Annotated in this window: 10 protein-coding genes; 7 read left to right on the top strand and 3 right to left on the bottom strand. The window is 59.1% G+C overall.

All coding sequences use genetic code 11. From position 1 onward, the window contains the following. Positions 1 to 225: 225 nt before the first annotated feature. A complete protein-coding gene (locus tag CHC11_RS34045; protein ID WP_143227425.1) occupies positions 226 to 510 on the top strand; it encodes a hypothetical protein in 285 nt (94 codons plus the stop codon). Between the two features lie 582 nt (positions 511 to 1,092). Here CHC11_RS34045 and CHC11_RS34040 read toward each other — a convergent pair. Beyond that, positions 1,093 to 4,365 (bottom strand): NACHT domain-containing protein, encoded by a 3,273-nt coding sequence (locus CHC11_RS34040; RefSeq protein ID WP_143227424.1) that lies wholly within the window; start codon positions 4,363 to 4,365, stop codon positions 1,093 to 1,095. Positions 4,366 to 4,848: 483 nt separating this feature from the next. Between CHC11_RS34040 and CHC11_RS34035 the strand changes: the two genes are divergently transcribed. Together CHC11_RS34035 and CHC11_RS34025 are read left to right on the top strand one after the other, a co-directional pair. Next, positions 4,849 to 5,808 (top strand): ATP-binding protein, encoded by a 960-nt coding sequence (locus CHC11_RS34035; protein ID WP_179279142.1) that lies wholly within the window; start codon positions 4,849 to 4,851, stop codon positions 5,806 to 5,808. A 403-nt stretch (positions 5,809 to 6,211) separates the two neighbouring features. Then, entirely contained in the window at positions 6,212 to 6,562 is a 351-nt protein-coding gene (locus tag CHC11_RS34025) for a hypothetical protein (protein ID WP_089315973.1), read from the top strand. Here CHC11_RS34025 and CHC11_RS34020 read toward each other — a convergent pair. Further along, complete coding sequence (locus CHC11_RS34020) at positions 6,559 to 7,032, bottom strand: ATP-binding protein (protein ID WP_143227423.1); 474 nt, start codon at positions 7,030 to 7,032, stop codon at positions 6,559 to 6,561. The two genes, CHC11_RS34025 and CHC11_RS34020, sit on opposite strands and share 4 nt — an antisense overlap. Before the next feature lie 150 nt (positions 7,033 to 7,182). Between CHC11_RS34020 and CHC11_RS34015 the strand changes: the two genes are divergently transcribed. The 4 genes from CHC11_RS34015 to CHC11_RS40785 all read left to right on the top strand — a co-directional run bounded on the left by CHC11_RS34015 (position 7,183) and on the right by CHC11_RS40785 (position 10,712). Beyond that, positions 7,183 to 8,007: a helix-turn-helix domain-containing protein gene (locus tag CHC11_RS34015; protein ID WP_089315971.1), complete on the top strand. Its 825-nt coding sequence runs from the start codon at positions 7,183 to 7,185 to the stop codon at positions 8,005 to 8,007. Next, positions 8,004 to 8,216 (top strand): DUF397 domain-containing protein, encoded by a 213-nt coding sequence (locus tag CHC11_RS34010; protein ID WP_342750026.1) that lies wholly within the window; start codon positions 8,004 to 8,006, stop codon positions 8,214 to 8,216. The genes CHC11_RS34015 and CHC11_RS34010 overlap by 4 nt, the downstream gene beginning before the upstream one ends. Positions 8,217 to 8,299: 83 nt before the next feature. Next, entirely contained in the window at positions 8,300 to 9,058 is a 759-nt protein-coding gene (locus CHC11_RS34005; protein WP_089315970.1) for a GntR family transcriptional regulator, read from the top strand. A gap of 148 nt (positions 9,059 to 9,206) precedes the next feature. After that, complete coding sequence (locus CHC11_RS40785) at positions 9,207 to 10,712, top strand: oxidoreductase (protein WP_143227422.1); 1,506 nt, start codon at positions 9,207 to 9,209, stop codon at positions 10,710 to 10,712. Between the two features lie 199 nt (positions 10,713 to 10,911). Here CHC11_RS40785 and CHC11_RS33990 read toward each other — a convergent pair whose 3' ends face one another. Then, positions 10,912 to 11,733 carry a GntR family transcriptional regulator gene (locus CHC11_RS33990; RefSeq protein WP_089315967.1) on the bottom strand — a complete coding sequence of 274 codons (822 nt, stop codon included), beginning with the start codon at positions 11,731 to 11,733 and terminating at the stop codon, positions 10,912 to 10,914. Between the last annotated feature and the right edge of the window lie 88 nt (positions 11,734 to 11,821).

The following is an 11,821-nucleotide window of genomic DNA, read 5'->3' as shown; positions in this document are numbered from 1 at the left end:
TTCCGCGCCGCCATGACCGCACACGCACGCCGCACCGAACAACTCGCCAACGCCGGCACCGACCTCACCACCGAACAACTCGCCACCCTCCTCCCCGAAGACATCACCTAGCTCCGGTTTCCGGGTCTCTCGGGAACCCCGACGGGCAGTCCAAACCGCCATGATGACGGCGCCTGCCGGGTCCCGCGCGAGCGGGTGCTCCTCTCCCACTTCGATGAGTGGCACGTGGTCCTGAACCGGGGCCCCGGGATGCCGAGGCCGCCCGGCGGGTCCGAGGACGAGGCGTTCGCCCGCTGGGAGGAGGCGCACGACGAATTCGACGCCCGACTGCGGGCGTCGGGGATGCGTGACGCCCCGATCCGGGACTGGCCCGCCGACCTGCGGGACGAGATCGAGACGTCCTGGAAGTGCGTCATCGACCGAGGCGACTACGGGCCGGCCGACTGCCGGCAGGGCACCGTCCATGCCTTGGACGCCGACGATGTGGTGGAAGCGGTCCGGATCATCTGAGCGGTCGAGCGCGGCCGGGGCACCCCGCGCGCGTGTACCGCCGCCCCCTTCGCGCCCGTCGTCAACGCCTACAGAGCGCACAGCACAACGGCGGCGGCCCCGCCCGTTCGGCGGTGCCGCCGCCGTCAGCGACGAGTCATCGCCCTCGACATGCCCGCTACCGCGTCGGCAGGCGGATGTTCGAGTAACGACGCTTGGTGGAGGTAATCACCTCCTACTCGAACACATACGCCCAGTTCAGGAAGACTCTCGGGAGGTATGCCGAGATCGTGGCGCGACCCGCGGAAGGCGACGATCCCCCCTCGATCCCCCCTCGATCACCCCTGATCGCCTGCTCCGCCGCTCGTCTGGCCCGCAGGGGCGACGTCCTCCGGGCTATTGATCCAGAGACACGTGCGCCCCCTGGCCGTTTCACTTGATTCGACGCGATGCTCGTCGCCGTCGAGCCGCCGAAGAAAGGCCTTACTGCACCGGGCGGTTCAGATGGTTCTGTGCCACAGCGCAGCCAGCATGATTCAGGGAGCATAGACGCGTTTTACGCTCAAGCTGGGCTTGCCTCAGCGACTGAGGCCGATAAACAACCTACTGCACAGATACTACGATCATTTCGTTGGCTGGGACGTCGCCCCTTATTTTTTGCTCTAGATACATAAGGCCCGCCGCAAGCTCCCTAAATTGCTCCGACACATCCTGCCATCCATATTCATCGGCTTCGCCGGCCAAACAAACCAAAGCGATGCGCACCCCCGATGCAACAGCGCCCTCAAATGTAGCCTGTCTGGAAAACATGGGCGGCGCAATGTCCCGAAGATTCTCGGACACTCTTCGCGCCCACAAATTTGACGATATCTGCCGCGAGTCAGATTTGAGCAGGTATTCGAATTTCTCGCATGTTTCGTTTAGGACCTTTGTCAATCTGTCAGGCGCCACAGCAGCATAATTCCGATCGGGCGTCAAGATTTCGAGGGCTCGTTCATGAAAACTCGCCGCAAAGGTATCGGCATCATCGTCACGTCCCGCACTAGTGCTACATAGCACCCTTGAAAACACTGAACCAACAGCGCTCCTGGTTGGTTCAAGACGCTCTTCAAGCGTATCGGTCAACACAAGATAGGGCGACGGGCGGTTACCCCTCAACCACGACAACCCCCTTTCTTTTTCAATCACAAGCTCGAATGCCAGATTCATGGCATCTCTTCTTAGATCTCGAACGGTAGTGATCTCCAAGGAGAGACTTTTGCTCTGGTCCAAGACCAAGGCAGTTATCACCGGGTCACCGTGAGCCGTCCCGCCACCATATCTAAGGTCTTTAAGCAAAGAAAGATCCCCATCTACCACGGAGACATAGTCGAATGCAACTAGCCGATACAACGACCACAGCACCGAAAGGTGACTTGCATTCGAAAAGTCCATATTGCGAATCTGATCCAAATCGAGGATGCCAGTGACTTCTGGGTCAACTTGGCCATTGTACTCTCTCGAAATGAGAGGACTTCTTAGAGCCAAAGACGCTCCATGATCTGGAGCGTTGATTGCCAGCGTATCTATCACATCGACAGCCAGGTTCAGGATCTGGGTCCTAGCCCGCAAGCGGACAAGCATGCATGCCGACAAGAGTGCTGAAGAAGATTCAATGTCACTACTCAGAAAATCTCGAAAAACACTCGGCTTAACGGAAGTTACAGCAGTTCCACTAGCTGACCAAAGTGCTAGCCCATCTCCCTCAGCAACCCAAATATACCGCTTGCCGTTCCCCAAAGCGCGCAGCGATGCTCGTACCGCGTTCTGTTCGAGTTCTTCCCTAAGTGGCAAGGCGCAGACAAGTTCCCCCTCCATCACCTCATTCATCCACTCCACAAAGGCTGTGGCATCCACTCCCCTCACACCAAGAATCGGTCCCTCGCCAAAGTAATGCTCTGCTGAACCAGGCGCATCGGGGCGATGGCTTCCATCGGAATCTTGGAGGAAGATCTGATAGATACCTTGAGTTATTGGCTTCGGGCACACTTTACGACCCGTTGAAGTGGCCACCTTGGACTTCAGGTGCTGCGTTAGAACCACTCTGATGACAAGGCGCCGGCGTTCTGCATCGATCCCCGACTGTATGGCTTCGAAAACAAGATCATTGATGCTGGTACGCATCTGTATTGATACTTCACTAGCCTCTTCCACGCAGTCGAGCGCGAGCGACAGTGCCTCCACCGTCCCGGCCGTTAGGCAAGCTTCAACGATGGGCGTAGCGTCAGACTGAGCCGCGAAAAGAAGCGTTGTCTCTCGCCACCATGAGTTACCGATGAATCCAATAAGGGCAGACATTTGACTATGCCTGTTGTCGCGAATATAGCCCGCAGCGAGATATTCCTGGAACGTTAGGTGAGAGAACGCATACACGCCATTCTCTTGCTCCACCAGGAGACCCGACGATTCGACGGAGGCTAGATACTCGACATCTGTTACCTCTTGGGTGATCGACGGAAGCCTTTTGCCGACAATGTCCAGTAGTTCTTGGCGCGGAAGGGACACAACACGCTGTTGCATCATATAAAAGGCTACATCTTTTAGCACTATCTCTTTCTTATTTCCCCTCAGTGCCGCTGGAATGTTCAGAGCATCGTGGCGTCGCCACAGCATTACTTCTATTATGTCTTTGTAAAGTTCAAAGCGACTTCCCGGCAAAGCGCCGAGAGTTTTGTGGACGTTTACGATCATCGTGAGGAGAAGGGGATTAACCGTGAGATCATAAAGAGCCTGCATATTATGAAGGCGATTCAATAGGTCTTCGGCAGCCGTATCGGCAGCTGACTCCACTTCCTGGGCGCTATCCTCGGAATGATCTATTTTGGTTTCGGCTCGATACCATGCTTTGACGAACCAGGCGATCTGGCTGTCAGTGAGTCGTCGGACCTGCATCACGGATGCTCCGTGTATAGGTGCCGTCCTATATCCGATGGGCCTTGATGTTATTACAAAGTCATTCAATGGATACTGCGTCGTTTGTTGCTCGATCCAAGATGAGACTTTACGGCGATCCTCCTCACGCGGAACCTCGTCCAAGCCATCGAAGAAAACCACACAATTGCCACTTGCGAGTTGCCTTTCAAACCATCCCTGCGCTTCAAGGGCCCTCAGCCGTCGACCAAGGCTCTGCGAAACGACCTCTCGCAGAGTACGCTCCGGGAGATAGGGAAGAGTGGCAGCGTGATCACGCAAGTAGACTATAATTGGAATTTTACGCCTTCGGCGCCTTCCGGTAAGCATTTGCTTCGCTGTATGGCGAATTAATGTGGTCTTCCCACTCCCCGGCCCACCTGTTACCACCAAGATCGATGGTGGAACTTTATCAAGGTGGTCCATAAGAGTCTTGCGACCAGCAACTTCAGTCGACGAATTTGCCAGTAGACTGCTCGAGACTTGATGAGGGGCACGCGAAGCAAGCTCCAAATTTACATAAATTTCGTCCATTTCCAATGGCTTTCCCGCTATTCGCGGCAAACCCTTTTGGTCGATATATCTGGTGCTAACTAGGATGTACTGATTGTAATCACGACCAAATTTTGAAGCCCATCGGTCTATCGACTCCCCGATCAGGTCGGTAGTCTTCTTGAGATATTTCGACCTGAGTGCTGAGAGTACATCACTACCAAACTTGAGGAGAGCGAGCGTCAGCCAATAAATGATGACTAGAAATATCGCGATGATTGGGTGGTCGTGGGCGAGCTTGCGCCATTCTGCCCCAGCTGCCACTGGCACCCCAGTGGCCGCGAGCAGCCACCCCGCTGTAGGGAGAAGTGCCATCTTGTTTTGGGCCTTCTTCGATGGCTGATCTTTGTCGTCGGTACCGGCCACCTTGGTCACTCCCACCTCTATCGATCGCTTGTACGAGGTGGTTGAGTATGCACCGACCAGTGGGTGAGATACCCACTAAGTGCCCCAATTGGCCAGATGTGGCACCCGGTCGGGGCCGTGCCGTGATATCGCCGATTACGTGTGATAGACGTCAGTCCAGGTCATGAAGCTATGCTCCGAGGCTGAGGCAGACAGGCGGCGCCGCGAAGGCTGGTGGTTCGCGCCCTTCTTGATCGACTGCTGACCCCATCAGCCCTTGGTGGTCGGCGCGGCAAAACATCCCTTTTGTGAGCCTCGATGCACTGCTACGCGTTAAAGAGGGCGCAAGTGGTCACGGAAGACGGGCGACAGCGACGGCCCGAACCATGTGTGGCCCCCGGCACGCAAGCGATGGCGGTTGCGCTGAGGTTGCGCGGTTTGCCTTGCCTCCGCCACCCGTTGTGACATCATGTGGGAAATGACAACGGTTTCCATTCCTAGATGGGAGGGTTCGTGAAGGTTGCGTTCGTGGGTAAGGGCGGTAGCGGGAAGACCACTACGTCTTCGCTGTTCATCCGGCATCTGGCTGCGGAGGGAGTGCCGGTGGTTGCGATCGACGCGGACATCAACCAACACCTCGGTGCGGCCCTGGGGCTCAGTGATGAGGATGTCGCCAGCGTGCCGGCGCTGGGAGCGCACCTCGACGTCATCAAGGAGTACCTCAGGGGCGACAACCCTCGTATCGCATCCGCGGCTCAGATGGTGAAGACGACGCCACCAGGGCGCGGCTCGAAGCTCCTGCGGATCGGGGGTGACGACCCGATCCATGCCATGTCACGTCGGTTCGGTGGCGTGACCTTCATGGCGGCTAGCCAGTTCGACGACAAGGACCTTGGGGTGTCCTGCTACCACGGGAAGACGGGAGCGGTTGAGATGTACCTCAACCACCTCATCGACGGTCCCGGAGAATACGTCGTCGTGGACATGACGGCGGGGGCGGACACGTTCGCCTCTGGGCTGTTCACGCGGTTCGACGTGATGTTCCTCGTCGTCGAGCCGACGAGGAAGGGCGTTGCCGTCTACCGGCAGTACACCGACCACGCGCGGGACTTCGGCGTGAAGATCGCAGTCGTGGGCAACAAGGTCCAGACCAGCGACGACGAGGCATTCCTACGCTCGCAGGTTGGGGATGACCTGCTGACGTGCATGGGGCATCAGCCGGCGGTTCGGGCCATGGAGCAAGGTCGTTCCTTCGACCTCAACGCGCTCGACGGTCCTGGGCGGGAGGTGCTGCGATGCCTTCAGGCCAAGGTGGACGCGCAGCCGAAGGACTGGGAGAAGTTCTCTCGACAGGGTGCGGAGTTCCACGTCAAGAACGCTGAGAGCTGGGCCAACAAGTCTGTGGGGATCGATCTCACTACTCAGATCGATCCGGAATTCAGCATGGCCCTCGAAGCGTCGGTGTTGGGCTAGCCGCTCTGGGATGACGGACGGCTTGCGAGATCTAGTCTGAGCTGTCCGGCGTCTCCTCGATGAGCACTCGCACAGCGGAAAGCCGGGTGGGAGGGTCAGGAGTCGCCTGATCAGTCGACAGGGTCTCAGCGGCCATCCTGAAGGTTTCGGCTTTGTCCCAGTGAACTTGTGCCTCGTGATTCTCCCTGAGCAGGATGCAACGGAATGAGGATTCCATGTGCATCTCGCTCTGTTGGGTCAGGTAGAAGCGCAGTAGGGGGCGGAGGGGGCACAGCAAGGTGTAGCGGACGCGAGGCATTCGAATACTCCGGTAATCCGGAACCCCCGACTCTGCGCGCCTTCTTGGCGGAAGTCGGGGGTTCGTCTCGGGGTTTCAGCAGAGGTACATTCGGGCTCTGAGTCTGTGCTCGACGTGTTCGGCGGCTCCCTTCGCGTCTCCGCAGAGGTGGATGTGGCCGCCAGTCCCGTGTCCTTGTCGAGCTTCGTAATAGCTCCATCGGTCGTCGGGCTCTGCTCGGACGTGAACCCAGACCTCGACGTCTTCCGCACCAGGGGCGTACACCCGCAGGACTGGCAGCGAGATCGGGAACCCATCGGGGCGGTAGAGGCGGACGCATCGCCAGCCGGATGCTTCGAGCACTACGGCGAGCCCTTCCAGGTACCGCAACGCGGTGTTGTGGCCGATGCGGGTACGGCATCGAAGGGTGTGGCGCTCGACGATGGCACGCGTGCGGTTGATCAGCTCCCGCCCTAAGCAGCGACGCGTGCCCAAACGATCTTTCCTCCTTCGGTGATCGGCCGCGTGCCCCACTTGAGCGCGATGCCCTCGACGGTCAGGAGTCCTCGGCCGTTGAGTTGGGTGTCGCTTTCCGGACGGACTACCGGCGCGCCGTCGCCCTGGTCCCACACCTCGATTACGGGGATGCCGTCGCTCTCGTCTCGGTAGACGCGGACGACGATCTGTCCGGCGCCGTGGAGAAGGGCGTTCGTGACCAGCTCCGAGACGACCAGACGGCCGTCGGAGTCGTCCTCGATGCCCCACTCGCGGAAGCGTTCGGCGAGGAAGCGGCGCGCCAAGGCTGGCGCGTTCAAGGTGGGATCGAGGATGAGAGGCGGGGTTTCGGGGGCGAGAAGGGTTGCGTGCATCGATACGACCTTTGGAGTGTCTCCGGATGTCGGATGGAACCGGTGTTGATCACCGGGCGGTGGGCGGGTGTTCGCCATGGGGAACTGTCGCCTCCGGTTTCCTGTTGAAATGCCGTGACCAGAGTCGCAAGCGTGAGTTACTCTCGGCTACGAACCCCGAAACGGGTCCGGTAAACCCCCGCCCTGGACCACGAAACCTCCCACCGGGGTTTGGTAGAGGAGTCGGCAATGGGATCAAGGCGTGAAGCGTACGAAGATCCGGCTATCCAGACATTTGCGGCAGAGGTCACGGCGTGGCGCTCGGAAGCGCAACTGAGCAAGCAAGACTTGGCCGAGAAGCTCGGATACACGCCGCAATGGCTCGGCCAGATCGAAGCCGGAAAAAACATTCCTTCAGAGAAGTTCGCCCAGGACCTCGATACCTTTTTCAGGACGAACGGGCTATTCTCGCGCCTTTGGAAGCGCATCATCGACACACGTCACCGGACGATCCGGCCTCCCGGGTTCGACCAGTACCTCGAAATGGAAGCGGAAGCGGCTACCATTCGGGCGTTCGACGTCGCCATGGTCAATGGGCTGTTGCAGACAGAGAGTTACATTCGGACCGTGCTTGGACGTAACCAGAGACCGGACATGGTGGATCAACTCGTGAAGGACCGTTTGAAGCGGCAAGAGTTGTTCACTGCTGAGGACGCACCTCAAGCATGGTTCACGATCGACGAGTTCGCTTTGCGGCGTATGATCGGTGGCCCTACGGTGGTACGTGAGCAACTTCAGCACCTGCTCTCCATTAGCGAGTTGCCCAACGTGTGGATCGATGTCGTCCCCCAGGATGCCGGGTACTACCCCGGGTTGGGTGGGAGCTTCATCATGCTCAGTTTTGAGGACTCGACGGATGTCGCCTACATCGAAGCCGGCGGGCAAGGGATGCTTCTCCAGGAGAAGAAATCCGTTGCGGAGTGCGCGGTGTTGTACAACTTGCTTCGAGGTGACGCGCTCCGAACCGATGAGTCCCGTCGCCTGATCGAAAGTCTGATGGAGGAACTCGGATGATGAACTTGCCGAACCCCACGGGTCTCCAGTGGCGTAAGGCGAGCCGTAGCGACCACCACGGAGGAGCATGCATCGAGGTGGCGAGCGCGGCGCCTGCGGTCGGTGTGCGTGACTCGAAGGACCCGGACGGACCAATATTGATCTTCGCGGCGACCGAATGGCGAACGTTCGTGCGTCGCGTCAAGGATCGTGAGCACGATCTGATCTGACCTGGCATTGCGTGCACGAACAGGTTGGAACCGGCCACAGCGCGGCGCCCCGTACCGCACTCCGTCTATGAGAGAATCCGTCCATGGTCGACCGTGATCAGCAAAGCTCCCCGTATCAGGCCATCGCCGACGACCTTCAGTCGCAGATCAAGAGCGGAGACTTGTCTCCTGATTCGCCGTTGCCAAGCGCTCAGGAGCTGGCCCAGCGGTGGGATTGCGAGTTGAGCGCGGCCCGTCGGGCGCTCATCGCACTGAGGAACGTTGGCGCAATCTACTTCCTGGCAGGTCAGGGCGCCTTTGTTGCGAAGAACCCGCCCCTCGTCAGAACTCATTGGGACCGGTTCCAGCGTCCGCATGCCCAGCCGGCGTATCGACAGGAGTCGGACCGCGCGGGTATGGAACTCCACATGGAGCATTCCACGGAGCGCGCAGAGGCTCCCGCAGGTGTAGCGGAACGTCTCGGCATCGACGAGGGCGACCCTGTTACCGAGACCTCGTATGCGATCAGCATGGGCGGGAGCCCTGTCTCTTTCAGCGTGGCGTGGGAGCCTCTCGCGATCACGGGTGGCACTGAGATCGAGTCGCCCCACGAAGGGCCGTACCGCGGACAGGGAATCGTCCCGCGATTCGACGCGATCGGCTACGCGGTAGATGTGGAAGAAGAGGTTCTGCAAGTCCGCATGCCCGAACCGCACGAAGAGGCGCAACTCGACATTCCGGCGGGTGTCCCGGTGATCCAGATATGGCAAACGTTCTGGGCGGGAGATACACCGGTCGAGGTCGCGAAGATCATTTACCGCGCTGACCGATACGAGTTCCAATATCGAACGAAAATCGATTAACAAAAGTCGATCGCGCGATGCCCAGGCACCTTTGCTAACCATCGGTGAGGAGCCGCGCAGTAGCCGCGATGGCCCTGCTACCCGTGATAAACCGCGCCGCCTGATCAACTAACCCTTGAGAAGGGCGCAGAAGCAATCGGAGGTAGCGATGGTCCACGACCAACTTCCTCAGACTGAAAACCGCATTCTGTCCTGCGCCCGTAGTGGGGAATTGGTGGATCTGCGGTTTGGCGGCACCGAGCACGATCCTGTCAACGGGGCAAGCTGGGACGGAATCCGCGTAGTCAGCGCTGACTTGTTAATCGAGCTGCTCACCGGAGAACGCACACCTCAGGTGGGTCACATACGTGCTATCAAGATCCAAGGCGCCCGCATTATCGGTTCGCTTGACCTTGAGGCCCACAGCCTTGGTTGTCCATTGCAACTACGTGGCTGCTATTTTGACGAGCCCGTTAACTTCGATGGCACTAACGCCCCCTCGATCCGACTGTCTGAATGTAGTGTGCCTGCCCTGTCTGCCGATCAGTTGCACACAATCGGCAATTTGGACCTTAATGACGGCTTCACCACCCACGGGCATGTCAGTCTACTCGGCGCTCACATCGGCGGGAATCTTAATTTAGCCGGTGCACATCTACTTAATCCTGGCGGGTACGCTATGCTTGCCGACGGCCTTACTGTCGATCAAAGCATATTCTGCCAAGAGCTTGAGACCGAAGGTGAAATACGCCTCCTCGGCGCTCACATTAAGAGCACCTTCGAGTTTAACGGTGCCCTTTTGAACAATCCTGACGGCCACGCTCTGAATGCTGATCGACTGACCGTTGATCAGAGCCTCTTCTGTCGGGAAGGATTCAAAGCCCAAGGGGAAGTACGCCTGCTCGGTGCCCAAATCGGCGATATGCTTCAATTCAGTGAAGCAACGTTGAATAACGGCGGCGGGGACGATTCTGACCTGCTGGCTTTAGACCTTGAGGGCGCGAAAGCCGGGCACCTTATCCTTCGACCCGAATGTCCCCCCATCGGGACAATCGACCTTACCAATGCCCGCGTGGGCCTCTTCGATGACACCTCAGCAACATGGCCTCGCTCTATACGGCTTCGAGGATTCACCTACGAAACATTGGAAAACAGCAGGGGAAATACCAGGAAAATTGAGCGTCAGAATATTGCAGAGCGTCTGCACTGGCTCCAACTCAACGAAGACGGCTATAATCCTCAAATCTATGATCAGCTTGCGGCCGTGTACCGGAGCGCCGGGCAAACTGATGCGGCACGCCGCGTGAGTGTGGCTAAGCAATTGCGAAGTCGAAGCCTCTTCAACCCACTCAACTGGTTGCTGTACATCACCGTCGGCTACGGCTATCGCCCTTGGCAAGCTGGGTACTGGCTGGCCGCATTGACTTCACTGGGTTGGTGGATCTTCACCAACGCATACCCGGAACATATGACGCAGGCTCCCTCGAAAGCCCCAGTGTTCAACGCTGCCGCATACTCGCTGGACGTGCTGCTGCCGGTTCTTGATCTGGGGCAGGAGAAGGCTTGGATACCTCACGGACCCGCCCAATACTGGTCTTGGATGCTGAGTGTCGCTGGCTGGGTCCTGACGACGGCGGTGGTGGCCGGCATGACCGGAGCCTTCAAGCGCGAATAGGTAGATCATAAATTACGTGGTTAAGAGCCTCCACGCTTCTGATCAGCCGAAGGAAGTCCGTGGTCATACTCGTTGCCACAGTTCCGGCAGGCTCGATACAGAACTTCCTCACCAAACGCGAGGTCGATTTTCGGCTTGACCTCGATGTCACTTGAGCCGCAACGCGGACATGGCTGAGGGTCGGCGTCCCCTGCGGTCATCACTCGCTCCCCAAGTTGAGGCGTGTGCTTTCGGCGGGCCACACCGTGACCGTGTAGTCGATCGGGTGCCCGTCCTGGTCCTGCGTGGTCTCTGTACGGACGAGCACACAGGCCGTGGGACGGAGTCCGAGCATGGCCGATTCCGTGTCGGTTGGGTGACGTGCTGAGACGTGGCGCTGTGCCGCTCCCAACGACTTGCCGCCTGCGGTGGCAAGGGCATCTACCCATGAGCCGATAATGGGTTCGGGTTCGGCAAGGGCGGTGCCCTGGGCGAAGTCGTGATCCATGTAGCTGGCTCGAAGCTCTACCGGTGTCCCGTGCTCGTCAGTCGTGAGGCGCCTACGGACCACCACGGGCGAGGTCGCGTCGTTGAGGTCCAGCGCAATGGCGACCTCGGCAGGTGCCGGTTCGAAGCGCACGTCGATCGTTGTCCGGTCTGTCTCGGACCCTGCGAATTCGTCCGACGCGACAGTCACGGATGGCCGGATGATCAAGCCTGCGGGACGGTCCTCCGTTGCGTCTTCGGTCGGCTGGCGAGCGTCCTCGGCGGTGTGCTGGGTACGGGGACCGGCCGAGACGTGTCCACGCGTCCCCTCTGGGCGCGCGTAGCCGGCCGTGACCACCTCAGCGAGCGCCTTACGGGCCGTGGTGGTGCTGATGGCCATCTTCGCCGTGAGCTCCCGGACCGACGGGAGCAGAGCGCCAGACGGGTATCGGCCCGACTCGATCTCGCCTATCAGTTGGTCCCGAATCACCTCGTACAGATTCGGCTTGGAACCCCCCGCACGCGCGCCCGCTGGTAGCGATGTCGTGCCAGCCATGATCGATCGGTTCCTCTCACCTGCGTCGATGCTTGGTCCCCCGTCACTCTAGCGCGCACGGCTGTATGCGTCCAACTGTCCGCGCACA

It is taken from the genome of Actinomadura mexicana (genome assembly GCF_900188105.1).
In the GTDB taxonomy this organism is placed as follows: domain Bacteria; phylum Actinomycetota; class Actinomycetes; order Streptosporangiales; family Streptosporangiaceae; genus Spirillospora; species Spirillospora mexicana.
Note: the sequence above shows the minus strand (reverse complement) of the source record. Positions and strands in the feature narration are given on the sequence as shown.

Bases quoted from the DNA above. Each gene is read 5' to 3' on its own strand.
- CHC11_RS34020 (WP_143227423.1), bottom strand. From the start codon at position 7,032: ATGGCGAACACCCGCCCACCGCCCGGTGATCAACACCGGTTCCATCCG.
- CHC11_RS40785 (WP_143227422.1), top strand. From the start codon at position 9,207: ATGGTCCACGACCAACTTCCTCAGACTGAAAACCGCATTCTGTCCTGC.
- CHC11_RS34015 (WP_089315971.1), top strand. From the start codon at position 7,183: ATGGGATCAAGGCGTGAAGCGTACGAAGATCCGGCTATCCAGACATTT.
- CHC11_RS34010 (WP_342750026.1), top strand. From the start codon at position 8,004: ATGATGAACTTGCCGAACCCCACGGGTCTCCAGTGGCGTAAGGCGAGC.
- CHC11_RS34005 (WP_089315970.1), top strand. From the start codon at position 8,300: ATGGTCGACCGTGATCAGCAAAGCTCCCCGTATCAGGCCATCGCCGAC.
- CHC11_RS33990 (WP_089315967.1), bottom strand. From the start codon at position 11,733: ATGGCTGGCACGACATCGCTACCAGCGGGCGCGCGTGCGGGGGGTTCC.